This is a genomic window from Terriglobales bacterium (assembly GCA_035691485.1).
GTDB lineage: Bacteria > Acidobacteriota > Terriglobia > Terriglobales > Acidobacteriaceae > JAIQGF01.
In genome coordinates, this window is record DASSIZ010000033.1 from 67,967 (window position 1) to 93,629 (window position 25,663).

At 60.6% G+C, this 25,663-nt stretch carries 24 protein-coding genes; 17 read left to right on the forward strand and 7 right to left on the reverse strand.

What is annotated here, in order from left to right; all coding sequences use genetic code 11:
• Window positions 1-43: 43 nt before the first annotated feature.
• A complete protein-coding gene (locus VFI82_04425) occupies window positions 44-1,531 on the reverse strand; it encodes an aspartate kinase (protein HET7183904.1) in 1,488 nt (495 codons plus the stop codon).
• A 373-nt stretch (window positions 1,532-1,904) separates the two neighbouring features.
• Window positions 1,905-3,575: a ribonuclease J gene (locus tag VFI82_04430; GenBank protein ID HET7183905.1), complete on the reverse strand. Its 1,671-nt coding sequence runs from the start codon at window positions 3,573-3,575 to the stop codon at window positions 1,905-1,907.
• A gap of 168 nt (window positions 3,576-3,743) precedes the next feature.
• On the opposite strand from VFI82_04430, the gene VFI82_04435 reads away from it, so the two are divergent.
• Together VFI82_04435 and VFI82_04440 are read left to right on the forward strand one after the other, a co-directional pair.
• Window positions 3,744-4,433 carry an EcsC family protein gene (locus VFI82_04435; GenBank protein ID HET7183906.1) on the forward strand — a complete coding sequence of 230 codons (690 nt, stop codon included), beginning with the start codon at window positions 3,744-3,746 and terminating at the stop codon, window positions 4,431-4,433.
• Between the two features lie 68 nt (window positions 4,434-4,501).
• Window positions 4,502-5,326 (forward strand): SDR family oxidoreductase, encoded by an 825-nt coding sequence (locus VFI82_04440; protein HET7183907.1) that lies wholly within the window; start codon window positions 4,502-4,504, stop codon window positions 5,324-5,326.
• A gap of 11 nt (window positions 5,327-5,337) precedes the next feature.
• Here VFI82_04440 and VFI82_04445 read toward each other — a convergent pair whose 3' ends face one another.
• Window positions 5,338-6,387 (reverse strand): radical SAM protein, encoded by a 1,050-nt coding sequence (locus tag VFI82_04445; GenBank protein ID HET7183908.1) that lies wholly within the window; start codon window positions 6,385-6,387, stop codon window positions 5,338-5,340.
• A gap of 210 nt (window positions 6,388-6,597) precedes the next feature.
• On the opposite strand from VFI82_04445, the gene VFI82_04450 reads away from it, so the two are divergent.
• The 4 genes from VFI82_04450 to VFI82_04465 all read left to right on the forward strand — a co-directional run bounded on the left by VFI82_04450 (window position 6,598) and on the right by VFI82_04465 (window position 12,147).
• Window positions 6,598-7,572 (forward strand): threonine/serine dehydratase, encoded by a 975-nt coding sequence (locus VFI82_04450; GenBank protein HET7183909.1) that lies wholly within the window; start codon window positions 6,598-6,600, stop codon window positions 7,570-7,572.
• 54 nt (window positions 7,573-7,626) lie between these two features.
• A complete protein-coding gene (locus VFI82_04455; protein ID HET7183910.1) occupies window positions 7,627-8,571 on the forward strand; it encodes a hypothetical protein in 945 nt (314 codons plus the stop codon).
• Window positions 8,572-8,738: 167 nt separating this feature from the next.
• Window positions 8,739-9,662, forward strand: a complete 924-nt coding sequence (locus VFI82_04460; protein ID HET7183911.1) for an undecaprenyl-diphosphate phosphatase — start codon at window positions 8,739-8,741, stop codon at window positions 9,660-9,662.
• Window positions 9,663-9,780: 118 nt separating this feature from the next.
• The gene (locus VFI82_04465; GenBank protein ID HET7183912.1) at window positions 9,781-12,147 is read left to right on the forward strand and encodes a DNA translocase FtsK 4TM domain-containing protein; all 2,367 of its coding nucleotides are present in this window, start codon (window positions 9,781-9,783) and stop codon (window positions 12,145-12,147) included.
• Window positions 12,148-12,242: 95 nt separating this feature from the next.
• Here VFI82_04465 and VFI82_04470 read toward each other — a convergent pair whose 3' ends face one another.
• Window positions 12,243-12,770, reverse strand: a complete 528-nt coding sequence (locus VFI82_04470) for a hypothetical protein (GenBank protein ID HET7183913.1) — start codon at window positions 12,768-12,770, stop codon at window positions 12,243-12,245.
• A gap of 313 nt (window positions 12,771-13,083) precedes the next feature.
• Here VFI82_04470 and VFI82_04475 point away from each other — a divergent pair, with 313 nt between their 5' ends.
• The 10 genes from VFI82_04475 to VFI82_04520 all read left to right on the forward strand — a co-directional run bounded on the left by VFI82_04475 (window position 13,084) and on the right by VFI82_04520 (window position 20,560).
• A complete protein-coding gene (locus VFI82_04475) occupies window positions 13,084-13,497 on the forward strand; it encodes a secondary thiamine-phosphate synthase enzyme YjbQ (GenBank protein ID HET7183914.1) in 414 nt (137 codons plus the stop codon).
• A 25-nt stretch (window positions 13,498-13,522) separates the two neighbouring features.
• Window positions 13,523-13,702 carry a hypothetical protein gene (locus tag VFI82_04480; GenBank protein ID HET7183915.1) on the forward strand — a complete coding sequence of 60 codons (180 nt, stop codon included), beginning with the start codon at window positions 13,523-13,525 and terminating at the stop codon, window positions 13,700-13,702.
• 40 nt (window positions 13,703-13,742) lie between these two features.
• Window positions 13,743-13,934, forward strand: a complete 192-nt coding sequence (locus tag VFI82_04485; GenBank protein HET7183916.1) for a DUF6800 family protein — start codon at window positions 13,743-13,745, stop codon at window positions 13,932-13,934.
• A 344-nt stretch (window positions 13,935-14,278) separates the two neighbouring features.
• Window positions 14,279-15,319, forward strand: a complete 1,041-nt coding sequence (locus VFI82_04490; protein ID HET7183917.1) for a TonB family protein — start codon at window positions 14,279-14,281, stop codon at window positions 15,317-15,319.
• 61 nt (window positions 15,320-15,380) lie between these two features.
• Complete coding sequence (locus VFI82_04495) at window positions 15,381-17,075, forward strand: M48 family metalloprotease (protein ID HET7183918.1); 1,695 nt, start codon at window positions 15,381-15,383, stop codon at window positions 17,073-17,075.
• A gap of 195 nt (window positions 17,076-17,270) precedes the next feature.
• Window positions 17,271-17,627, forward strand: a complete 357-nt coding sequence (locus tag VFI82_04500) for a hypothetical protein (protein HET7183919.1) — start codon at window positions 17,271-17,273, stop codon at window positions 17,625-17,627.
• A gap of 154 nt (window positions 17,628-17,781) precedes the next feature.
• Window positions 17,782-18,105: an antibiotic biosynthesis monooxygenase gene (locus VFI82_04505; GenBank protein ID HET7183920.1), complete on the forward strand. Its 324-nt coding sequence runs from the start codon at window positions 17,782-17,784 to the stop codon at window positions 18,103-18,105.
• A 56-nt stretch (window positions 18,106-18,161) separates the two neighbouring features.
• On the forward strand, window positions 18,162-19,520 hold the full coding sequence (locus tag VFI82_04510) for an amidohydrolase family protein (protein HET7183921.1): 1,359 nt from the start codon (window positions 18,162-18,164) through the stop codon (window positions 19,518-19,520).
• A 57-nt stretch (window positions 19,521-19,577) separates the two neighbouring features.
• Entirely contained in the window at window positions 19,578-19,937 is a 360-nt protein-coding gene (locus VFI82_04515; protein HET7183922.1) for a nitroreductase family deazaflavin-dependent oxidoreductase, read from the forward strand.
• 116 nt (window positions 19,938-20,053) lie between these two features.
• Window positions 20,054-20,560 carry a hypothetical protein gene (locus VFI82_04520; protein ID HET7183923.1) on the forward strand — a complete coding sequence of 169 codons (507 nt, stop codon included), beginning with the start codon at window positions 20,054-20,056 and terminating at the stop codon, window positions 20,558-20,560.
• A 50-nt stretch (window positions 20,561-20,610) separates the two neighbouring features.
• On the opposite strand, the gene VFI82_04525 is transcribed toward VFI82_04520, so the two are convergent.
• The 3 genes from VFI82_04525 to VFI82_04535 all read right to left on the reverse strand — a co-directional run bounded on the left by VFI82_04525 (window position 20,611) and on the right by VFI82_04535 (window position 24,697).
• Window positions 20,611-21,618: an aldo/keto reductase gene (locus VFI82_04525; protein ID HET7183924.1), complete on the reverse strand. Its 1,008-nt coding sequence runs from the start codon at window positions 21,616-21,618 to the stop codon at window positions 20,611-20,613.
• 130 nt (window positions 21,619-21,748) lie between these two features.
• A complete protein-coding gene (locus VFI82_04530) occupies window positions 21,749-23,719 on the reverse strand; it encodes a CocE/NonD family hydrolase (GenBank protein HET7183925.1) in 1,971 nt (656 codons plus the stop codon).
• A 189-nt stretch (window positions 23,720-23,908) separates the two neighbouring features.
• Complete coding sequence (locus tag VFI82_04535) at window positions 23,909-24,697, reverse strand: GAF domain-containing protein (GenBank protein ID HET7183926.1); 789 nt, start codon at window positions 24,695-24,697, stop codon at window positions 23,909-23,911.
• A 350-nt stretch (window positions 24,698-25,047) separates the two neighbouring features.
• Between VFI82_04535 and VFI82_04540 the strand changes: the two genes are divergently transcribed.
• Window positions 25,048-25,662 carry a hypothetical protein gene (locus VFI82_04540; protein HET7183927.1) on the forward strand — a complete coding sequence of 205 codons (615 nt, stop codon included), beginning with the start codon at window positions 25,048-25,050 and terminating at the stop codon, window positions 25,660-25,662.
• Window position 25,663: the final 1 nt, after the last annotated feature.

Sequence of the window (25,663 nt, forward strand, 5' to 3'; positions counted from 1 at the left end):
GACTGCGTGGCAGAGAAAACAGCGAACCCGCGCTGCCGCATTTTCAGGAACAGCAGCGGCTGGCGAAGTATTTTTCATCGTCATCTCCCGATCGATGCGCGTGAAGCGGATCGGCGGCTTGGCGCAGGAATTCATCGTGCACGCTCCGAACCACCACCGGGACCGAAGCCGCCGACACGGCAAAGCAAATGTTCAGTTCGCTGGCGCCCTGCGCCACCGCAATCACGCTGACGTTGCAGCGCGCAACGGCGGTGAACAAGCGCGCCAGCACGCCGCATTTTCCTTTCATCGTTTCGCCGAGCACCGCGATGACCGCGATATCGCGCTGTACCGCGATCGGCGCCATCACGCTGTGCTTGATTTCGGTGCGGAAGACGCGATCGGCGGCGGCCAACGCGCGCTCCAGGTCCTGCTCGCGAAATACGAGGCCAAGCGCGTTTTCCGAAGACGAGTGAGTCGAGAACAGGACGTCAATACGCTCGTGGCCGAGGCTGAGGAAAAGGCGGCCGAAAAGATCTTCGAAATGTCCGACGTTGGGAACCGTCAGCGTGAGCAGCGCCGCCGGATGAACCGCGGTGACGGCCTTCACCACGTGACCGTTGCGTTGCGCCTGAGCGGCAATACGCGTCCCTTCAACATCCGGGCGAAAGGAGTTCTTGATCAGCACCGGGATACCGCGTTCCATAGCCGGGCGGACCGCCTTGCGGTGGACCACCTTGGCGCCGTAGTAGGACATCTCGATGGCTTCGGCAAAAGTGATTTCCGGAAGGATCGTGGCGTCGGGACAGATACGCGGATCAGCGCTCATGACACCGTCAACATCGGTCCAGATCCAGATCTCGTCACAGTTCAGCGCGGCGCCGAGGATCGTGGCCGAATAGTCGGAACCGCCGCGGCCCAAGGTCGTCGCCTGCCCGGCCGCCGTCCCGCCCTGATAGCCGGTGACCACCGGCACGCCACCCTGGTTGACGAATGGCAGCAACCGTTCGCCGCTCAAGCGCGCCGTGGCGTCCATGTCGGGAACGGCGTCGCCGAAATTTTCGTTGGTGATCAGAAATTCCTTGGAGTCGAAGGCTTTCCCGTTGACGCCAAGCTGGCGCAGCGCGGCTGCGACAATGGGCGCCGACATCCGCTCGCCCATGGGCAGCGCGACATCAAGCAACTGCGGCGTTACCGCGCGGAACTTCAAAAGGGCGCCGCAAAATTCCCGCAGGTCGTTGAGAACGGTCGCGACCTCGGCTTGGACGCAGGCGCGGCTTTCGCCGGAGAAGAGCTCCCCGATTACCTGATCATGCCGCCGTTCAACCTGCTTGAGGTGTTCCTCGAGACAGGCGTTGTTTCCGGCGCAAGCGTCGTTGGCCGCGGCGATGATGAGATCGGTGATCCCACTGAGCGCCGAGATGACCACCACCAGGGCATGATCGCGCCGGGCATCGCGCACGATTTCCGCCGCCTGGCGAATGCGCTCCGCCGACCCGACTGACGTTCCTCCGAATTTCATCGTTATTAGGCTCATCGTTTCACTACCCATCAGCGGCTAAGCCGCCAGATTTACGGGCCGGGGCGGCGCGGCGAAAGCCGCGCCCCTTCAAATCCGGCCAATATGCGTCGCACAAAACACGAAAGCCACCTCCGCGTCCGGCGGATGGTGGCTTTTCAAAACTTGAATTGCCTGAACTACTTCATCCGCCGAGCGCTCCTGTGCCGGCTGTTGTAATTGTCGCTGTTGTTGTCGAGACAAGCCCGCACGCCGGCGCCAGCGCTGGGGCAACGCGGCGGATTGGCAACGTGCGGTTCAAAATCGCTTCCATCAATACCCCGACAGTACCTTTGTTGAAGGCCGTCTGTCAATCACTCCCTTGAGCAATGCGACAGTACCGAGGTAACCACCCAATTGGCTACGCCTAAATCTCCAGGATCACGGGCATGATCAGCGGGCGTCGCTGGGTATTCTTCACAATGAAGCGCTTCAGGTCCTGCCGGATTTTCTCCTTGATCACGCCCCAATCGCGCTTTTCTTCCTCGGTCGAGTGCTCCAGGGTATCCATGATGATCTGGCGCGCCTCGGTCATGAGCCCGTTGTCGGCGCCCGCGGCGGCAAAGCCGCGCATCACGATTTCCGGCGACGATTCGATCTGCCCGGTCAACTTGTTGATGGCGATGATCGGCAGCACGATGCCATCCTCGCTGAGATGCCGCCGGTCCTTGATGATCAGATCCTCCACGACATCGCCGCGGGACCCGGAATCAATGCAGATCCGGCCCACCGGCACTCGTCCGTTCTTTCGCGCCCCCAGCTCATCGAATTCCAGCACGTCGCCGCTCTCGATCATCATCACCGAGCCGACCGCGCCGATCATGCTCGCGGCCAGGTCGGCATGGCGTTTCAGCTGGCGGTACTCGCCGTGGATGGGAATGAAGTAGCGCGGCTTCACCAGGTTGATGAGCAGCTTCAGCTCCTCCTGGCTGGCGTGACCGCTCACATGAACGGGCGGATACGATCCGTCTTCATAAATGACGTTGGCGCCGCGCCGGTAGAGGTGGTCAATCATCCGGTAAATGGATTTTTCGTTGCCCGGAATGATGCGGGACGACAGCACCACCGTGTCCCCGGGCTCGATCTTGGCGTGCTTGTGATTGTCGACTGCGGCACGCGACAGGCCGGACATGGGCTCGCCCTGGGTGCCGCTGATCAGCACCATCACTCGCTCCGGCGCAAAGTTCTTGATCTCGCCCGGATGAATCAACAGGCCGTCGGGCACTTCGATATACCCGAGGTCCTGCGCGATCTCGGTGGAGTCGTTCATGCTGCGCCCCACCAGCGCCACCTTGCGCCGGTGCTGGTACGCCATGTCGATCGCCAGCTTGATGCGATGGATGGAGGAGGAAAAGCAGGAGATGAACAGCCGACGCGACGTGCGCCCGAACACTTCGTCAAACCTGCGCCCCACGGCGCGCTCGCTGGGCGTGTGCCCAGGACGTTCGACGTTGGTCGAATCCTGGAACAGCGCGAGCACGCCTTCCTTGCCGTACTCGGCAAAGGTGTGCAGGTCGAATAGCTTGTTGTCGGTGGGAGTGGGATCCACCTTGAAGTCGCCGGTGTGAATAATGACCCCAAGTGGGGTGTGGATGGCCAGCGACACGCAGTCCACCAGCGAATGCGTCACGTGGATGGGCTTGATCTTAAAGGGACCTAGAGTGACGGTCTCGCCGGGGCGCATTTCGATCAGAGTGGCATCGTCGAGCAACTCGTGTTCGTCGAGCTTGTCCTCCACGTATGCCAGCGTGAACTCGGTGCCATAGACAGGCACGTTCAACTCCGACAGGATCCACGGCAAAGCGCCGATGTGGTCCTCGTGGCCGTGGGTCAGCACGATCGCCTTCACGTGCTGCCGGTTTTGCGTGAGGTAGCTAATGTCGGGTACGACAATGTCCACCCCCAGCAATTCCATCTCCGGGAACATGAGCCCGGCATCGATCACAATGATGTCATCGCCCCAACGCAAGGCCATGCAGTTCATCCCGAACTCGCCGAGTCCCCCGAGCGGCACGACATGGAGCTTTCCAGCAGGCATGGTTTGAGATGAGATGCTAGCACACAGCGAGTGATCGTGATGCTGCGACAGCAACTTGCAATGCGGAATGAAGAGCTAAGAATGAAAAATGAACGGACGCGACAGTAGTGCAATCTGCATTTTTCATTCTGCATTCTTCGTTAAAGAAACGCTGTTATCCTGAACACAATGCCAATCGAGAAAAAATCCTGGCTCCGCTTGCGCGCGGAGGAAGGACTGCGTCGTGGCCTAACCCAAGCCTATGACACCGTCAAAGTGGACCCGCAAAATTTCCTTCTGCAGCTGCGTACCGGTTACGGATTACCGATCAGCACCTACGGCGGCGTCTTCTCGGTTCCGGTAGAACAGCTCGACCGGATCGCAGTTGACGTGGTTCGTTCCGGCATGAAGATTGCCGCCGTCGAAGGTGCGGGCTTCGGTCTTGGCGGGTTGCTGACCATCGTGCCTGACCTGAGCATCCTGGCCGGCATTACCATCCGCACGATCCAGAAGCTCAGCCTGATTTACGGCTTTCCATTCGCGACCGATTCCGAGGTCGCCGACTTGTGGGTAGCCGCCGCCACCGCCGCCGGTGTGGACATCAGCCGCGAGTTGTTGGAAAAAGAAGTGGTAAACCGCTTCGTTCCGCGCGTGATCCAGCGCATTGCGCTGCAGGCCAGCGGCGAGGTTGTGGAGCGCTGGGCCGGTCGTGTGATTCCCGTCGTCAGCTCCGCTATCGGCGGCACGCTCAACTACTACTTTGTTCGCACCTGGGGCCGGCGCGCCATGACCCACTTCCGCCAAAGACACGACGAGCGTCGCACCACCCTGACTCTCTCCCCGCCGCTCAGTTTCAGTGCCCTTCCGCCAGGTCCGTGACAGCTTCCGCGGTTGACAGTAGCAAGATGCAGACCTAACATTCGCCCCCCATCCGAAAGGGGGTGACCATGTCTCTCAGAGGAAAACATGCGCTCGTCACCGGAAGTTCGCGCGGCATTGGACGCGGAATCGCGCTCGCCCTAGCGCAACAAGGAGCGAACGTCGCCGTCCACTATTTTCAGAATGAGAAGGCGGCCAATGACACGTTGGCCAAAATACGGGAACTTGGCGGCGACGGCTTCACGGTGCAGGCTGACATCCGCAGCACGGAAGAAATACGCCGGTTGTTCCAGGATGTGAAACGCGAGTTTTGCGCGCTCGACGTACTGGTCCACAATGCCCGCACCGAGCCTCCTACTTTTTATTCCGGCCCGCTGGAGATCACGCTGCAACAGTGGGAGACGGCTCTGCATTCGCAAGCCACCGCGTTCCTGGTTGGCGTGCGTGAGGCCATCCCATTCATGCCCGACGGCGGCCGCATCATCGCGATCACGTACGCGCCTGGAGGAATTTACGGCAGTTGGCAGCCATGGGTTGCGATGGGCGCGGCGAAGGCAGCGCTGGAAGTACTGTGCCGCTATTTCGCTGTCGCGCTGGCGGACCGGCAAATCACCGTCAATGCCTTGAGCCCGGGATGGATCGAGGACAGCGTGCTCAACAGTCTGCCGTCGTCTGCGCAAGACGCCATTCGCGACTGGCACCAGCAAGGATGGACACCGATGGGGCGGCTGGGCACGCCGGCCGACGTCGGCAAAGCGGTGATCATGATGTGCTCGGAACAGGCGGCTTGGGTGACAGGACAATTAATTCACGTCGATGGTGGGGCTGCGCTTATGGATCCGGGTCTGCCCCTTGAAATTCAACAGTCCGCTCGCCGCACTAAAGCGGCGTAGACGCGCGCAGGTTAGAACAGACTCAGCTGCGCTTGGAACGGCGGCGTCTTCGTGCTGGCGTCGGAAGCAGCCGGCGGGAAGCCGTCCCGCGCGTGGGTGGTTTGGGAATTCTTGGAATTCAGCGCGCCGATGCCATGCTTCCGCCGCAACCGCGCCATCAATTGCGAAATGCGCTTGCGGTACGCGGGCCCGAGATAGGCGCGGTCCCCGTAACGATCGTGATAAGTCTGGACGAGGTGCGGAAACTCCTGCTTCAGCCACGGCAGGAAAATCGCCGCCGAGCACGGTTTCAGAAATAAGGCGTTGGCAAAAATGTACTGACCGCCGGCTTCTTTCGTCGCCTTCACCAATGCATCCAGGTCGCGCGTGGAGTCCGTGATTCCCGGCACGACCGGAGCGCAGATCACGCCCGCCGGCACTCCCGCCTGGCTCAGCTTCTGCACCGCCCCAAGCCGCAGGTCGGGACGCGGCGCTCGCGGCTCGAGAATCCTGGCGAGATCTGTGTTCAAGGTGGTTATTGTCACGTTGACGAACAACTGGTTACGACTCGCCACCGCACGCAGCAACTCCGTATCGCGCAGCACCAGGTCCGACTTGGTGACAATGCCGATGTCGAAGCCCGCGAGGCCGGCAAACACCTCCAGGATTGTCCGCGTGACGCCGAACTTCCGCTCGGCCGGCTGATAGGGATCAGTCGCTGTTCCAATCGCGATTTCCTCGCCTGCCTTGACCTTGCGCAGGTCACGCTTCAGCAACTCCGCGGCGCGTTGCTTGACGTAAATCTTGCGCTCAAAATCCACACCGTCGCGCATTTCCATGAACTCGTGCGTATATCGCGCGTAGCAGTACTTGCAGGCAAACTCGCAACCGCGGTAGGGATTGATGGTCCAGGTGAACGGCATGCGCGCCGCCGTGCAGCGGTTGAGCAGCGATCGCGAGGCCAGGGTGAAGAATTCGACGTCGTGGCCCCCTGAGATTGACTGGCCTTCGGCGGCCAGGCGCGCGATTCCGACCAGAGACGATGTGGGCTCGCATTCTTCCAGCAGCGGCAGGGTAATCACGGGAAACTCGAGAGGCGGCGGGAGATTCGCCTTTTCTTCGCTGGGGTTAGATTAGAGGCGACGGGAAAAGGTTGTCAAATTTGGCGATCTGCTCGAGCGGTTCTTATTTTCCACTCAAGCCAGGAGAAGGCTTGAGCGGGCAGCCACGGGTAGCCCATCCTCAACTCGTGGTCGGTTCCTGAAAATCAGCAGCCAATATAATTGCGGGCGATGGTCCAGCTTGACGACATCGAGCTTGCCGCATCCCGGCTTCGCGGATTGGCGGTGCGAACGCCGCTGCTTCCCTTCCCGCAACAGCAACCCGGCCGCGAACTCTACCTGAAGCCCGAAAGCTTCCAGCCTATCGGGTCCTTCAAACTGCGCGGGGCCTACAACAAGATAGCTTCGCTTTCGGCGGGCGAGCGCGGACACGGCGTCATCAGTTACTCCAGCGGCAATCACGCCCAGGGTGTCGCCTACGCGGCCCGCGCGCTCGGCGTGAAGTCTGTCATTGTCATGCCGAGCAACGCGCCCCAGATCAAGATCGACAGCACGCGCGCGCTCGGCGCCGAGATTGTCTTCGTCGGTCCAGCCAGCTCAGAACGCAAGGCGAAAGCGGAGGAACTGGCGGCGCAGCACGGCTACGTCATCATTCCTCCATACAACGACGAAAAGATCATCGCCGGCGCCGGCACCACTGGCCTGGAAATTTTCGCGGACCTTCCCGACGCCGGCACGATTCTGGTACCCGTCGGGGGCGGAGGCCTGATCAGCGGCGTTGCTACCGCCATCAAGCTTGGCGGCTGCAAAGCAAAAATCATCGGGGTCGAACCCGAACTCGCCTCCGACGCACAGGCCAGCTTCCGCGCCGGTCACATCATTGAAATTTCCGCCGACCAGACTTCGCGCACCCTTGCCGATGGCCTGCGCACGCAATCCGTCGGAGAAATCAACTTCGAACATATTTGCCGTTTCGTGGACGACATTGTCACCGTGACAGAGCCTGAAATCCTGGAAGCCATTCGTCTCCTCGCGGTGAATGCGAAGCTTGTCGCCGAACCGAGCGGCGCGGTCACCTTCGCAGCCTTTCTGTTTCGCCGGCCTCAACTTCCGGCGTCGCAAAAATCAGTCGCCGTCATCAGCGGCGGCAACATCGATCCCGCGCTGCTCTCCCGCGTGCTCGCGGATGGAAGCGCGGGGCTCTGAGGTTTTCCTACGTTCTTTTTCTGCTGCTAGAATCGAATTGTTCCAGGAGCTCACATGAAGTTTCGCTTTCTTCTCCTGATCTCCATGGTGGCGGTTGCGCAGTTGAGCTTCGCGGCTGCCACCGAACGCGGCGTCATGGTCCGCGTGGCGCAAATTTATCTGTCGCCGGACGCCTCTTCCGCCCGGCTCGCCACCATCGATCGAGGCCGAGAAGTCGCCGTGCTGGAGAAGTCACGCGAGTGGGCGCACGTTCTGGCCAGTATCTCGGAGCCCACCGAGATCAGCGAGGGGCGGGACGTCACCGGCTGGATCCTCGATAAGGGCATCGTTCGCGCCTCCACCCCCAACGGCGACAAGGTCCTGTTTGGTGAAGCCGTGGCCAGTGAACAAGAAGCGAGCCGGCGCGGCGGTCGCAAGGGCGCCGATAAGGAAGCCCTCCGCCTGTACTACCGCACCGCCGAGTACTTCCCACAATCGCCGGTCGCAGGCGAAGCTCTCTACCGGGCTGCCGATATCCGCTGGCAGATCGATCGCGCTGACCTGTTCGGCCGTCCTTCAGGGAAAGGCGATCCGCGCAACCGGCTCTCCGGCATCGATGAAGAGCTGATGAAGCAAGTCATCAAGAAATTTCCCCACACGAAGTGGGCCGAGCTTGCCGAGTACCACCTGCTCGACAACAAGATCTGCGGGGATTGGCAGGGCGAATCCAAATGTCCGGAGAAAGAAGCCGAGGTGTACGAGAAATACGCCAACGAGCACCCGCAATCGCCGGTTGCCGCCGAGGCCCTCTTCAACGCCGCCTATCGCCGCTCCGCGCTGATCGAGTTGTACAAGAGCGAAGGCAAAACGAACCACATCGGCGACGCCAAAGCGAAAGCCGCCGCCCTCGCCCAGCGCATCATCAGTAATTTTCCGCAGAGCGATTGGGCCGACCGCGCGCAAACCTTGTTATATAAATTGGAGCAAGGAATCCCCACCTACGGAAGTGCAGTGGAATGACATTTCCGGTTTCACGAGGTCGAACAACCTGAGTTCGTGAGGCCCTACATTAAACGTGAAACTTGAGACGTAGCGCTTGAAACACTTGAACCTGCCAAGCCTTCGTTGCATTCTTCCAACGCGATACTTGAAACGCGGAACGTGAAACCTCTTGCAGGGAGCTTTCGTTGAACCATTACCTTCTCTCCATCTTGCTTGGCATCGTGGAAGGCCTCACTGAGTTTCTTCCCGTCAGCTCTACCGCTCACCTGCGCATCGTGGAACGCGCCATGGGTCTGGATCTCGCCAGCGGTTACTGGAAGATGTACTCCATCGTCATCCAACTGGGCGCCATCCTGTGCCTGCCTATCTACTTTCGTTCGCGCCTGGCGGAGTTCATCCGGACGTTTCCGGAAGGTCCTGATGGCCGGCATAACTTCTGGAACCATCCCGTTACCCTGACCGGTGTGGCCTTCGTGGTGACCGCAGGCCCGGCGTACTTTCTGACCAAAGTCATCGGCAAGAATCTGGAGAGCCTTTACGTGATGGGGGCGGCGCTGATTGTCGGCGGCATCGTCATGTGGATTGTGGACGCAATCTATGGCGAGCCGCGCGTGGTTCCCGCCAACTCTCGTTCGGCGCAATCGCTCGGTGCTGCCGCCGGCGGACATCGCACCGAAACCGTGTACCAGATGACGCTGGCTCAGTCCATCTGGATTGGCGCGTGCCAGATTCTGTCGGCCGTGTTCCCTGGCACTTCGCGCTCCATGTCCACCATCGGCGCCGGACAACTGGCCGGCATGTCACGTCCAGCAGCACTGGAATTCTCGTTCCTGGTTTCGATCCCCACCATGATCGCCGCCACCGGGTACGACCTGCTGAAATCGCTGCGCCACAAGCCCGGCGTCGGTGGGGAAATCGGCGTCGCTCCCAGGACTACGGAAGAATGGGTCGTCCTGCTCCTCGGTTTCGTCGTGTCTTTCATCGTCGCTTACGTGGTGGTTGCCTGGTTCATGCGCTGGGTGCGCCAGCGCGGGTTTGCCCCCTTTGCCATTTACCGCATCATTTTAGGCGCGGTGGTCTTCATCTGGATTCTCAAGTCAGGCGCTTGAATTTGTCGGCACGGCGCGTCTTGCGCCTCCGGTTACCTCCACGAAATTTCATCACCGCATTTCTCGAAAACCTGCCATAATTCCCCTGCTCTGGCTATCGCAACTCGCGATACGCCTCATGACGTTTTTTCCCCGGGTGTTCACCCCGACGAACAATCGCCGGCTCAACGAGCTGGTGGGCTTTCTTTTGCTCGTCTCCGCGCTCCTCCTTTTCCTCGCCATCGCGTCGTATTCTCCCCTCGATCCATCGTTCAACACCTCTTCCGCCCCGCTGCCCTCGCGTCCATCGCGCAACTGGATCGGCATCGCCGGCGCTTACGGAAGTGATCTCCTGCTCCAGTTGGCCGGGGTGGCCGCTTTCCTCGTGCCCGTATATCTCTGCCTGCTCGGCATACGCTGGTTCCGCTCTCGGAAAATTGAATCCCCCGGCGCGCGCTTTCTCGGCGCCGCTTCCCTGCTCGTGTTCGCGTCGGCTTTTCTGGGACTGCTGCCGTGGCATTGGCGATGGCTGCATGCCATCCCGGTGGAGGGCCTGCTCGGACGAGTGGTGGCCGACGTTCTGATCCACTTCTTCAACCTGATCGGCGCTTACCTGGTTTGCGCCAGCGCGATTGCGGTCGCGCTTTATCTCTCGACGGCGTTTTCTTTCGGCGCGCTTCGACTGTGGCTGGAGACCCGGTTTGCCTTCGCTTTCGCGCTGCGCGATCGTTTCCAGGACTGGCGTGCCGCTCGCGCCAAGGTCAAGGCGCAAAAACAATTGGAGAAGCGGCGCGCGCAGCAGAAGCCGGTGGTCAGCGCCCAACTGGTGCCGGCCAAGCGCGTGCCTAGCGAACCGGCAAAAACCGGCATCGAGAAAGAAGTCGAATCACCGGAGCAGGAAATCGAGCCCATTTCGGCGGTCCTCAATCAGCCCATCGATTCCGCTGCTCCACCATCTCCGGAAGTCTCCGAGCGCGCTGACACGAACCAGAAGGCGAAGACGACGCTGCCCAAGATTGCCGGCGGTTTCAAACTGCCTTCCAGCGCGCTGCTGCACCGCCCCGACGAGCAGCAGGCGATCAACGAAGACGAACTGAAAACCCTGGCCAGCGTGCTGACCCAGAAGTGCGCCGAGTTCGACGTGCATGGCTCAGTCACGCAGATCAACCCCGGCCCGGTTGTCACCACCTTCGAGCTCAAGCCGGAAGCGGGCATCAAGTACAGCCGCATTACCAGCCTTTGTGACGACCTCTGCCTGGCGCTGCGGGCGGAGAGCATCCTGATTGAGCGCATGGCGGGCAAGTCCACGGTCGGCATCCAGGTGCCCAACCGCGAACGCGAGACCATCTGGCTGCGCGAGTGCGTCGAGTCACACGATTTTCTGGCCGGCAAATCGAAGCTGACCCTGTCCCTGGGCAAAGACATCAATGGCCGGCTGGTGGTCGCCGATCTTGCCACCATGCCGCACCTGCTGATAGCCGGCTCCACGGGGTCGGGCAAGAGCGTGGCCATCAACGCCATGATCATGTCCATCTTGTACAAGGCGACCCCGGAGCAGGTCCGCCTGATCCTGGTGGATCCGAAGCGCCTCGAACTCGGCGTCTACGAAGGCGTGCCGCACCTCTACACCCCGATCATCACCGAGCCCAAGCTCGCCGCCAATGCGTTGCGCAACGCGGTGCGCGAGATGGAGCGCCGGCTCAAGCTGCTCGCCGAAAAAGGGGTGCGCAACATCGAGCAGTTCAACAAGCTGTTCGAGGGCAGCACGCCGAGCCTTTTCGACAACAACGAGGAGCGCGAAGGCCCGATTCCCTCCATCGTCATCATCATCGACGAACTCGCCGACCTGATGATGCTGGACGGCAACAACGTCGAGGAATCCGTTACTCGCCTGGCGCAGATGGCGCGCGCCGTCGGCATTCACCTGGTACTGGCGACGCAGCGTCCGTCGGTGGACGTCATCACCGGCCTGATCAAGGCCAACTTCCCGGCGCGCATCTCGTTCCGCGTCGCCACCAAGGTTGACTCGCGTACCATTCTCGACGCCAATGGCGCCGAGGCCCTACTCGGACGCGGCGACATGCTTTACCTTCCGTCCGGCTCGGCGCGAGTGCATCGTCTGCACGCGCCGTTTGTTACCGAGAAGGAGATATCCGCCGCGGTTGAGTTCTGGAAGTCACAGGCCCTGGCGCAGTACCAGGACAAATTCCTGGAGGCGCCCAAGGACGAAAACGGCAAGGCGGAAGGCGGCAACTCAGGCGCCGCGGGTGGAGCGGACGACGAAAACGACGAACTCTTCGAGGATGCTGTGCGCCTGGTCCTGGAGTTCGGCAAGGCCAGCACTTCCCTGCTGCAGCGACGCCTGCGCATCGGCTACGGACGGGCGGCGCATCTGATCGACCTGATGGAGAAGGACGGCATCGTCGGCGCGGCGGACGGTCCCAAGCCACGCGAGGTCCTCAAGCGCCCCGACTGGATCGACGAAGTCGAACAATCCCTGCGCTAGAGAAGTGGAACCGGACTCCGCGCAGCGCTCGACAGCGACTCGAAAAAGTAACGGCGGCCCGGTGGCCGCCGCTCTCCGTGTTTGCCAACCCCAATTTAGAAGCGGAACACAATTCCCGCTGAATAACGGAAATTGTTCTGCGATGTGCCGCCGAACCTCGTCATCAAGTAATCGAATTGTCCGATGCGGACGGAGAATTTCTTCACGCCGACATCCACACCGCCGCCCAGCGCCGTCGCGAATGCTGTGTCGCTCACGCTGCCGACGCCCGACGCTGACGCCGAGGAGCGCGCTCCTCCGAACAGCGCGTGCACGAAGGGCGTGAACTTGTCGGAAACGGGCGCTGAAATTTTCGGCCCGAACATGAATGTATGCTGCTTGAGGCTTACGCCGCTGATGCTTTTGTACGCTCCACTGAAGTCTCCGGTCACACCCAGCCAGCGGTTCAAGTTCCCGGTCAGGGCAGCGTCCCAGCCGTTGAAGTTCTGGCCACTGATTCCGCTGCCGGGACTGATTCTCGTGTATTGATAGCCGCCGAACACTTCGGCGCGGGGACTCTCCTGGCATAACACGGGGATTGAAACCACCAACAGTACGATAACGACTCCAATCAGCTTTCTCATTTCTGCTTTCCCTCTCCTTGTTCTGGTTTCCCGATGGTTTGGGGCTTTGCGAGACGCAGAGTTACTCTAACGCCACATCGCGCTCGAACACTCGTTATCGGTTGACACCAAAGTAGTAGCACCGTTTGCCGCGGTTGAAGCTGGACACCGAATTGAAGAAGACGCGATGACTCCCGAGGTTGGGAATGCGGCCCAGTTTGAACCTATGATTGGATAGTCGGCTTGCGGAACTTTGGATTCATCATTCGCCGATTGGCAATCAGTCTGCAGAAGCTTTTGCGCTGCTGCGATTTAATGTCTTCCGAGGAGCGCCATGAAATCGCACACTGAATACCTCACTTTTCATACCCGAAAACATCGCGAGTACGTCCACATCACGCCGCAAGTGGAAGCGGCGGTAAAAAAGAGCGGGGTTCAGGATGGCCTCGCGCTCGTGTCCGCCATGCACATCACGGCCGGCATCTACGTCAACGACGACGAGTCCGGCCTGATCGAAGACATCGATCAGTGGCTGGAAACGCTGGCCCCCTTCCGGCAGGATTATCGTCACCACCAAACCGGCGAGGACAACGGTGACTCGCACCTGAAAGCTATCCTGGTGCACCACCAAGTCATTCTGCCGATCACCGCCGGGCGGCTTGACCTGGGCACATGGCAGCGCGTTTTCTACGCCGAATTCGATGGCCGGCGGTCGAAGCGCGTCATTCTCAAAATCATCGGCGACTAACGCCGCCGTTAATTCGTGGGTCGCGATGGCTGCTGTCCCTGAAAAGCCGCTGGGCGTCACCTTGACTTCCGCAGCAAAGAAGCAGAAAGGCGGCCACGGATCTCCGCCGATCCACGCGGATCTTACTCATTTTGTTTTTCTGATCCGCGTCGATCGGCGTGAATCAGCGGCAGGTCTTTTTCAGCTCGTACTTGCATTCGCCTGACCGCGCCATGTAGAACATGAAACCAGGAGGATGTCCTTTAATGTCCGCACCGAGCCGCCGTCCCGAAATCCGCCGCCGCCGCACCCGGAAGGACAAGATCAGTTCGCTGCGCCGCCGCTACGCCGCTGCCAAGTCGGAGGCCGATCGCAACCAAATCTTCGCACGGGCTAAAGTACTTTCGCCATCGATCACGCTCGAGCAATTTACGGCCCCACTGCAACCGCGGCAGTAAATTCATACGAGTCCAAAGGCGGAGCGCGGTGTGTTTAATTAACCAGTTCACCGCTCGCTGCCAACAAGGGAATCATCTTGCTATTAACGGACCGGTAACTATCCAGTGCAAATTACCGCTTTCCCACAGGGCAGCTGCAATTCCCTTCCCGAGTTTTCGCCTCCCCCAGGCGTCCGTAACTTGTGAGTTAAGGGTACTTGTCAATCGTGCGGACTTGGGTTACTGGGTACACCAACGTTCGATATCCCTTTGGGTAGTTGTGGGGCCGCTGCGCCGCTGCTAATGTGCGGTTTGCAGGGTGGCCGGCACTCCCCCAAAACTCACCGCCGTCACCGTCAGGAACCATGAGCGGCCTGAATACGAAAACCGTGCCCATGTTCGCCGGACTGCCGACGGCGCCAAAGCGCCGCAAGGCTTTTTTCGCCGGCTTTGTTGTACAGGCGATCGCCCTGACTGTCCTGGTATTCATGGGTCTCATTCGCCCTGCCGCCATTCTGCCCAAGCACCAGTATGTCTACATCTCGCTGGCCCCGCCGGTTCCGGTAAACCATGAGCCGCAGCGCATTCCGCCGAAACTGCTGGCGGCTCCGAAACCGAGACCCATCGAACGGCCGGTAGTCGCAAAGATGGAACCTCCGAAGGTCGAGCTGCCGGTGCGCAAGCCCGACATGCCGGAAGTGAAACCCCTCGCGCCCAAACCGGCGCCCAGCTTCCCGACCGTGGCCACCGAGCGTCCTTCGCCGCGGCCTTCCCCGCAGGTGAAGACCGGCAACTTTTCCACCGGCAGTTCCGCCACCCCGACCGCCGTGCTCGACGCGCGCAAGGTTCAGACCGGCGGCTTTGGCGATCCCAACGGCGTGCCGGCGGGCAACAACACCAGTGGTCGCGTCAATATCGCGGCGCTTGGTTCCTTTGAACTGCCGCAAGGCCCCGGTTACGGCAATGGCACCGGCGGGAGCCGAGGCGCGCGCGCCGTGGTCACCAGCGCCGGATTCGGAAATGGAGTCGCCAACGGTAGCGGTGGCGGCAGCCGAGGCGGGGTTGTGAAGCAAGCCGGATTCACCGAGTCCGAACCGGTGAAGCAAGTAGCTCGCCGCGAGGAAGCGCCGAAATCGGACACACTCCCGGTGCAAATTCTTTCCAAGCCGACGCCCAGCTACACCGCCGACGCACGGGCCGCCCACGTTGAAGGCGAGGTCCTGCTCGAGGTTGTGTTCAGCGCCTCCGGCAAGCTCGAGGTGTTGCGCGTAGTGCGTGGACTTGGCCACGGGCTCGACGAGTCCGCGATCCGCGCCGCCGAACATATTCGTTATAAACCCGCAACTCGCGGCGGAACTCCCGTCGATTTCACCGCGACGTTGCACATTGTTTTTCAGATGGCATGAACCAGAACGAACTCGTTGGCTCTGCGCCATCCCCAGGCGACGGACGACGGGTAGGAGCTCAATGCGGATAGCCAAGCTACTGTTCCCAGCCTTGGTGCTGTGCCTCAGCCTGCCGCTGGTGGCCGCCAACGACGAATCCAAGACCCAACCGGCACCCACGCCCGACGCCGCTTCCCAGACCGCCTTCGACCAGGTGGTGGACCGCGTCACCAATCGCGAAAAGGCAACCCTGCAGGAGTTGCGCAAGTATTCGCCGGTGGTCGAAACCTACATCCAAAACATGCGCCCGGACAATGACCTTGGCCTGGTTCCAGACAAGGACACTTACTTCCTTGGCCGCATGGACATGAGCAGCGGCACGCGCCGTAATCAATCGTTCATGAAGCAGCCGGGCCGGATGAAGGCTTTCTTCGAGAGGATGACCTCCTTCTACTCCTTGAAGTACCTGCCGCTGGGCTTCATGCAGATGGTGGTGCTGGACGACAACAGCTTCGACCGCGGCCACTACGATTTCAAGTTTGCCCGCCGCGAATTTCTCGGCGACGTGCGTTGCATTGTGATTGACGTCTCGCCCAAGAAGGGCGCCGGCAACGGCCGCTTCCTAGGCCGGATCTGGGTGGAAGACCAGGACTACAACATCGTTCGCTTCAACGGCACCTACGCTCCCGCCCCGAAGTTCTCCAGCTATCTGCATTTCGACAGCTGGCGACTGAACATGCGCCCCGGAGTCTGGCTGCCAGCCTACATCTACAGCGAAGAATCGGCCCTGCCCAACCATCTTGTCGGCAGCGTGCACTTCAAGTCGCAGACCCGCCTGTGGGGCTATGACCAGGCGCATATCGGTCACCATGATGAGTTCTCCGCCATCACCGTTGACTCCCCGCGCGTGAAGGACGACAGCGAAGCTGCGCAGGACGCCTCCCCGGTGATGGCGCAGCGCGCCTGGGAACGGTTGGCGGAGTCGAACGTCCTGGATAGGCTGGAAGTCGCCGGATTGCTGGCGCCATCCGGCGACGTGGACAAGGTCCTGGAGACCGTCATCAACAACCTGGAAATCACCAATAACCTGAACATTCAGCCGGAAGTGCACGCCCGCGTGCTGCTCACTGCCCCGCTGGAGTCGTTCACCGTTGGGCACACCATCGTGCTCAGCCGCGGCTTGATTGACGTACTGCCCGACGAAGCCACGCTGGCCACGGTTGTCGCCCACGAGCTGGCGCACATCAGCGTCGGCCAGAACATGGATACCGCGTATTCATTCAGCGATCGCATGATCTTCACCGACGAGCAGGCCTTCCGCCGCATCAACATGGCCCGCGACGAACACTCCGAGTCGGAGGCGGATGCGAAAGCCATCGAATACCTCAAGAACTCTCCTTACAAGGACAAGCTGGGAAATGCCGGGCTGTTCCTGGAAGCCTTGCAAACGCGAGAGAAGGACCTGCCCAACCTACTGCGCGCGCATCTCGGCAACAGTGTGGCCATGAAGAATGGGCTGCGCATGCACGAACTGATGGAGGGCGCGCCAGAATTGCAAGTTCGGAACCTGGACCAGATTGCCGCCCTGCCGCTCGGCGCCCGCATTCACATGGATGCATGGTCGGACAAGATCGAAATGACCAAGAGCAATCGCGTCCCGCTGGTCTCGGCGCGCGAGAAGATGCCGTTTGAAATTACTCCAGTGTTTCCCTATGTGACACGACTGAACCCGGAAGACAAGGCCAAGGTCGCTACTGCCAACTCGCCGCAACAGTAAGGCTGAATTCTCCTCCCCCAGGCCCCGGCACAATCGCCGGGGCCGAACTTTTTTTGGGGCATGGCTGCGGCCGTTCGTCCACGGTAAAGTCTTGCATTGCCCCAACTCCCCGCCCGTCCCTTTCACTTGTCATTCCCGAAGGCAGCCACCTACAATGTTCGGCGCTTTTCATGTGGATGAAACAAGGAGGAAGGAATGAAGAAATTAGCCGTAGCCCTGCTTGCTTTAATGGTTGTGCTTTCCATGTCCGCCGTAGCCCAGTATGGCTCCGACAGCAGCATGGATAAGAAAGACACCAAGAGCGCGGGTCCCAAGGCCAAGGACGTGGTGGGCACGATTAGCCAGGATGGCACGTCGTTCACCAGCGACAAGGGCAATAAAACCTGGAAGCTGGTGAACCCGGAAGCCGTCAAGGGTCACGAGGGACATCACGTGAAGATGAATGCCCACTTTTACGCCGATAAAGGCGAAGCCCATGTCATGTCGATTTCCATGAACACCGGCGGCAAAAGCGACAAAGACAGCAAGGGCAAAGACGAGATGAAACACTGAGCCGTGCCGGCTTGGTGCGCAGCCGGAGCAAACGAACCTTCCAAGGCCTCATCCTGCGTGGACATTTCTTACCACGCAGGATCTACTTTTTTGGGGCGCGATGTTACGATCAGACCGAGCTTTGAGGTTTGCAATTCACGTCCGGAGAGGATCCATGATCGCCCGAATTTGGCATGGCTTCACGCGTTCCGAGCATGCTGACGCCTACGAGTCCATGCTGAAACCGGAACTTCTGCCCGGCATCAGCACGGCAAAAGGCTATCGCGGCAGCTACCTGATGCGCCGAAACCTGGGCGCGGAAGTCGAATTCATCACCATCCTGCTGTTCGACTCGCTCGACAACATCCGCGCGGTTGCCGGTCCGGATTACGAAAGCGCGGTTATCCCCGACGAACGCAAGCAATACCTGTCACGCTACGACACCAAGTCGAAGCACTTCGAAATCGCGGCCACCCACGGTTTAACGGCTGGAAGTTAGTCACAGGATCAGTCTCGCTTCCCAGGCGTTACAATACCTCGCTTCGCGAGGTGACTATGCGCATCGCCCGCATTGGCATTGCCCTGGTGTTGTTCTCATCCGCATCCGCGTCCGCCCAGTTCTCGCCGGGCCGGACGCCAACCGCCGTAGCCGCGCCGCCGCAAGTGATCGCCATCCGCGCCGGCCGGCTCATTGACGGCAAGAGCGACCAGCCGCGCGCCAACCAACTGGTCCTCATTCGCGGCAATCGAATCGAGAGCGTCGGCGACGCCGCGTCCGCACAGCTGCCTCCGAATGCGCAGGTCATCGATCTTACGCGCGCGACCATGCTGCCGGGCCTGATCGAGTCGCATACTCACATATTCTTGCAGGGCGAAGACCCGGCACAGGGCGGCTATGACGCCAACCTGCTTGACCATCCGGTTGCCTATCGCGCCGCGCGGGCAGCGGTGGCGGCCCGCCGCGCCCTCGAGCAGGGCTTTACTACCATTCGCGACGTCGAAACCGAAGGCGCTGGGTACGGCGACGTCGGCATCAAGGAAGCAATCAACGAGGGCTGGATTCCCGGCCCGCGCATGTTCGTGGTGACGCGCGCGCTTTCCACCACCGGCGGCTATCCGCTGGAGGGCTACGCGCCCGAATACGACCTGCCCAAAGGCGTGCAGATTGCCGACGGTCCGGTCGAGTTCCGCAAGGCGACGCGCGAACAGCTGGCCAACGGCGCCGACTGGATCAAGGTCTACATGACGCATCGTTCCTGGGTGGACGCGCAGGGGCGGCTGCAATCGCAACCCACGTTGACCCTGGACGAGATCAAGGCCGTGGTCGATGAAGCGCATGGCTGGGGCCGCAAGGTGGCATGCCACGCCTACAACGGTATCGGGCTGCATCGCGCCCTGGACGGCGGTTGCGACTCCATCGAGCACGGGCTGGAACTGGACGATGCCGCCATCGCGCAGATGGTCAAACAGGGGACGTGGTACTGCCCGACGCTTTCGCCCTATTATTACTGGTGGGCGCCGGAAAACACGCCCCAAGGCAAGCGTGACCGCAAGCGAGCCGAAGTTCATGGGCCGTCATTCCAGAAAGCGCTGCGAGCAGGCGTGAAGATCGTCTTTGGCACTGACGTTGGCAGTTTTCCCTGGACTGACCTGAACTCGCCGATCGCGCAGGAGTTTCCGCGCATGGTGGAGTTCGGGATGACGCCGATGGGCGCGATCAAGTCGGCAACGTCAATGCCGGCGCAGATGCTGGAGATGGTGGGGCAGATCGGTGTGATTGCGCCGGGCGCTTATGCCGACATCATCGCGGTTTCCGACGATCCGCTGCGCGACATCAAGGCGCTGGAGAATGTTGGCTTCGTAATGAAAGACGGCAAAGTTTTCAAGAACGAAATGCCAGGACGAAAGGAATGATGACGACTCGCCACGCGCCAGGAATCTAAGCCAAATAGCCAAGCGCAGGAGGTGCACATGCCGGCGCGCAACGAAGCTCTCAAAGACCGCCTCTCCCGCTATCGCCAAATCAATATCACTGTTACCGGCAGAAAGTCAGGAAAGGCTATATCCATCCCGGTCTGGTTCATCTCCGAGGACGACACGCTTTATCTGTTGCCGGTGCAGGGATCCGATACGCAGTGGTACAAGAACCTGCTCCAGAAGCCAAAAATTGGGATCGATGCCCGCGGCAACCGGGCTGAATTCAAGGCAGTTCCCATCACGGACCCCAAGCAGGTGTCGTCGGTGGTCGAGAAATTCCGCGCCAAGTACGCCAGCGACGTGAAGAAATACTATTCAAAGTTCGACGTCGCCGTTCGCGTACGGATGAGCTGATGGTGCGGCAGTAGAACAGCCCAAGGGCAACGCTTACATTTCTTTACATTTTGGAACCCTTAGAATGCCGCAACACCGCCATGGGAGCGGTGTTTCAGTCGTGAGAGGACTGTCCCATGACGCACAGCAAAATCGCTGGATCAGTGCCAGAACTTGCCACTCGGGTAATCACCAGCAGCCGGCTGATCGCATTTGCCATGATTCTCAGCCTGGTGCTGGTGGCGACGCAGCCCGCGCACGCTCAGAGCTCCGACACGTGGAAGAGCGTCGCCATTATCGGCGGATCAACCGCGGCAGGCGCATACATCGGACACAAGGTTGGCGGAGCGACTGGTGCATGGATCGGAGCCGGAGTCGGCGCATCGGCCGGTTACGCAATCGACAGGCGCCGGCGTGCCAACGAGTACTACAACCAATCAGCCAACGGCTATTACGATCCTAACGGGTACTACGGAAACGGCGGGTATAACGGAAACGGTGGATACTACCCAAACGGCGGGTACTACGGCGGCCCTGGCGGCCCTTACAATGGCCCCGCCTATCCGAGCGGGTTGCGATACCAGGGCAACAACTACTCCGGAAACATGAATCGACGGAGCTTTTCGGAGCGCTCGTCAAGATGATCGCGGACGAGCCCGGGCGCGATCATCGCACTAGGTCGAAGTCCGATTTGTCAGCGCCCGGTCATCCGCTGCAGCGTTTCGGGATAGCGCGCGCCTTGCACCGGGATCTTGCTGGCGACGACATCGATGTCACGCAGGTCCTCGGGCGTAAGCTCGACATTGACCGCTCCGATGTTCTCTTCGAGCCGCTCCCGTTTGCGCGTGCCCGGGATGGGAACAATCCACGGCCTCTGCGCCAGCAGCCACGCGAGCGCGATCTGCGCGGGTGTAGCCTTCTTGCGTTGCGCGACCTTTCCGATCAGGTTTACCAGCGCCATGTTCGCTTTGCGCGCCTCCGGCGTGAAGCGAGGCAGGCTGTTGCGGAAATCGGATTTGTCGAACCGCGTATTCTCGTCCATCTTGCCGGTGAGGAAGCCGCGGCCCAACGGGCTGTATGAGACGAAACCGATCCCGAGTTCTTCCAGTGCCGGCAGCAATTCGTCCTCGGGGTCACGGAACCAGATCGAGTATTCATTCTGCACCGCGGTGACCGGCTGGACGGCGTGCGCGCGACGGATGGTCGGCACACCTGCTTCGGAGAGCCCGAAGTGCTTGACCTTCCCTTGGCCGATCAGGTCCTTGACCGCGCCGGCCACGTCTTCGATGGGCACGTTCGGATCGACGCGGTGCTGATAGCAGAGATCGATGACGTCGGTCCGCAGCCGCTTCAGTGAGCCCTCGACGCTCCGCTTGATGTGTTCGGGCCGGCTGTTGAGGCCCGGCGAACCGCGCTCGCCCTTGATATCGAAGTCGGGATTGAGGTCAAATCCGAACTTCGTGGCAATCACCACCTGGTCGCGAATTGGTGCGAGTGCCTCTCCGACGAGCTCCTCGTTGACATAGGGACCGTAAACCTCGGCGGTGTCGAAGAAGTTGACCCCGCGTTCCACGGAAGTGTGGAGAAGAGCGATCATTTCGCGTTTGTCGCCGGCTGGACCGTACGACATGCTCATGCCCATGCAGCCAAAGCCGATGGCCGAGACCTCCAGGTTGCGCTTTCCTAGTCTTCGCTTCTGCATTGCACCTCCTCGCAGCGTAATCCGCGGGATGACTTTATGAGGCAAACCTCAGTGGCGGCGTTGCCGTCGTATCAAAAATCAAGTAACCGCCCGACGGAGCCGATCGCCGACCAACGGTGACCAATCCTGGCTACCATCCGCTTACCATCGGCAGGTCGATAAAGCTCGCCTGCCCTGGGGCGTGATAAACGCGCTGCGTGGCTTTGACAAAATCTTTCGGTCTCGCCCAGAAGATGCTGGGCACGAAAGTTTGCGGATTACGGTCATAGAGCGGGAACCAACTCGACTGCACTTGCACCATGATGCGGTGGCCGGGCAGGAAAACGTGGTTGGCGGTGGGTAGCGTCCAGCGAAAAAGCAGCGCCCTGCCGGAAGCAATGGCCCTGGGCGTCTCGAGGCTTTCGCGATAACGGCCGCGGAAGATGTCGGCGGAGATCATCAGCTGATATCCCCCCATCGAGGGCTCCGCGGCAACCTCGTCGGGATAAACGTCGATGAGCTTCACCACCCAGTCGGAATCGGTGCCGCTGGTGGAGGCGACGAGGTTGACGACAGGCTGACCGCTGATCTTCAGCGGAGCGGCCAGCGGGTCGGAGACAAAAGCCAAAACGTCGGTGCGGCTGGAGAATTCGCGCTGGTCATCGGCAAGCCACTGCGACCAGGTTTTGCCATGGCTGGCGTAATCGGAATCGATCGGGCGCAAGCGGAACGGCACCGGATGGGCGGGATCGGAGACGTACTCGTCGAATGCGGTCTCGCCGTCCTTGGGCGCGGTGAAACCGAGTTTCAGACCAGCGCCGAGGTAAAGCGGCGTCGGACGCGGCGCGCAGCCGTTGGCGCATCCGGCGGGCCAGGCCTGCAGCCGCACCCACCGGTTGGTTCCGGTTTCGAATGCAGTGACGGGGGCGACGTCAGGACCGGAAGCCCCGTCCTTGAGATAGCGGGCGAGAAACGGCCCCAGAATGTGCTGCCGGAAATAGAGCGCGGTATCGCTGTTGAACTTGATGTCGCCAAGGCTGCTGCCGTCGCGGATTTCCTCTCCGTGATGCCACGGACCAAGAACAAGAAATACCTTGTCGTTGCCGGTGTCTTTGGGCTTGATCGCCTTGTAGACAGCGATATCACCGTAAATGTCCTCCTGGTCCCAAAGGCTGTGCACGAGCATGACCGGGACTTTGAGCGGTTCCCGGGCAAGAAGCTTGTCCACGGCCTGATCCTGCCAGAAGGCGTCGTAGCTGGGGTGCTCCAGGATCTTGCGCCAGAATCCGACCTGCTCCAGACCATGTTGGCGGCCGAGCTCGCCGGCAGAACCAGCTGCCAGGAACTCGTCGTACATGTCGTAGTGGCTGGTCCACCACTTCAAGCTGGAATCGCGCGAAGCTTCCTGGTCGTGGATGTAGCCGAGACCCTGCTCGCGGAAGGCGCCGTTATGGAACCAGTCGTCGCCCATCCAGCCGTCCACCATCGGGTTCATGGGGACGGAAACCTTGAGGGCCGGATGCGGGTTGACGAGGGCCATGAGGGGGAGAAAGCCGTCGTAGGAGATGCCGAGAATGCCAACTCTGCCATTGCTTTCGGGAACGTTCTTCACCAGCCAGTCGATGGTGTCATAAGTGTCGGTAGCGTGATCGACGGGCGTCGGGTTCAGAGGGCCGCGGAGGGGGCGGTTCATCACGTAATCACCCTCGGAACCGTATTTGCCGCGCACGTCCTGGACGGCGCGAATGTATCCCCCCTCGATGATGACATCGGTGGCATTGTCGTATCCGGCCAGTATTGGGCCCATGTGAGAGCTGTCGCTGTGACTGGTGAGTTTTTTGGCGCTGTATGGTGTGCGGGTGAGCAGGATAGGCGCATGGATTGCGCCCTTCGGAACGATGATGACAGTGTGCAGCTTCACACCATCGCGCATGGGAATCATGACGTCGCGCTTGACGTAATCGAAGCTGTCAGTGGCCTCGTTGTACTTGGGCGGCATCTCGCTGGGCAGAGCGGAAGCGGGCGACTGCGCCGGTGCCTGCGCTGCGGAGTTTCCAACGCACGCCAAGGCGACGAACAGGATCAGTGGAGCGGTAGCGCGCATACGGGCAGAGAGAATCATGAAGTTCCTCGATCGAAAAGGTGGCTCGTGGCGGAATGGTCAGCGGCTCGAGGTCACTACCCGGCGGCCGCACAATCCGCGATGATCAATCCGGCGCACAGAACGTGTAAGGCAAAGCAGGCATGAAATGCAAGCGAGAACGCTCGGGAAGGCACGCGAGCAGTTAAAACTCTGAAATTAGAAGCAGAGTCAAGGCCTCGGGGTCTGACACACCGGACAGGTCTGCTCGGCGGCCGCAAAGTATGCGCCACATTCGGCGCAAGGCAGCCCGCAGAGAACCTTGGTCTGGCGCACGCCGTCGCGGCTGAGCCGCGTAACCGGCTGCTCGGGCGCGGCTGGCGGAGCGGCTTTCAATTTTGCGGGCGCAGGAAGCTTCGCGGGAACGGGAGGTTCCAGCGGCTCTGCGATGTCGGCCTCCAGCACCTGGCCGTCAATAGGAGCATCGAGTTGCGGAGTCCAGGCATTCAGCGCGATGGCGAGCATCGCCGCCGCCGAGCGGGCGATCGCCGCAGTCGCCGAACCAAAGGCTTGCGGTTGTCGTGAGAACAGCGCGACCAACCCCCGCGTGTTGCGTCCCCAGATGATGGGCAGGAGCAAAATGGACCTTGCCGGCAATGCGTTCGGACATTTGGTGAGGGTGTCGTCACAGTGGAAGGATGCGCCGCTGCGGATGCACTGCCCGGAGATGCTGTTTTCCATGCGGATCGCAGTGCCTGGCTGGGGCGCTTCCCCGGCGCTGGCGCGGCAGTGCAGGCCGGTTTCATCGAGCAGGGCAATGGAAACGCCGCTGGCCCGAGTGGTGCCCAGCAGGAACTTGGCGACCATTTCACAACCCGCCGCCATCTCGATGTCGGTGGCCAGCTTCGGTTGCAGGTCCAGATTGGTTTCCGTGCTATGTTCGGCCCTGCGATGCACCAGAGATCGGGTGAGAACGGTAACCCTGGAGTTAGGTTCCGCGGGGATATTGACCTGCTGCATTAATTTCCTCGTCCGGTTCGAGTACGTCTAGTTTCTGTCCCGGCGGGCAACTATCACAAATTACGCTCGGTCATGTCCTTGAGCGCGTGCTTGGGAGCGGAAGCCGCCAGCCTTGGCGCTAGTCTGACGTACTCTGCACTTGCCTACAATTGAGCATTGTGGTTCAGCTTTGACTCCGCTAAATACCCGAGCTTCAGTGCTTTAACTAGCTTACAAATTTTTACCTCAGGCTTGGGAAGTCTGCAGCGTCGCTTCGCCCGGAACGGGGTTCTAAGTTAGTAACGGTACGAACTCCATATGCGGTGATTGACGCTAAGTCTCGCAAATCGGGAGCCAGCCGGAGGATGGACATGAACAAGTGGAAGGCAATGGTGGCAGGTCTTGCATTGAGTATAGGGATGAGCGGAATCGCGCTGGCCCAGGATCGGGATCACGATCGCGACCATGATCGTGACGACCAGAAACAGTACCACCGCGACCGGGACCACGATCGCAACCGCGACCGGGATCACGACCGGGACCGCGATCACGACCGGGATCGTTACCGCAACGACGGTTACTATAACGGCAACAACGGCTACTACCGCGGCAATAACGGGTATTACGGCAATCGCGGGCAGTACGGATATTACGGCAACGGCAACAACGGTTATTACGGCGACCGCGGGCAGTATGGATACTACGGCAACCGCGGGTACGGATACTACGGCGGCAACCAAGCCAGCCAGATCGGCTATCAGGATGGCATCAACGACGGGCGCAACGACCGGATGAGCGGTCATAGCTTCCGTCCGACGTCTGACCACAACTACCGGAGCGCGACCAGAGGTTACAACGGAGCCTACGGCAGCAAGGGCGCGTACCAGCAGGCATATCGTCAGGCGTACGAACAGGGCTACCAGGCAGGTTACGGACAAGGCTCATACGGTTACGGCAACGGGCAGTATCGCCGTTGGCCATGGTAAG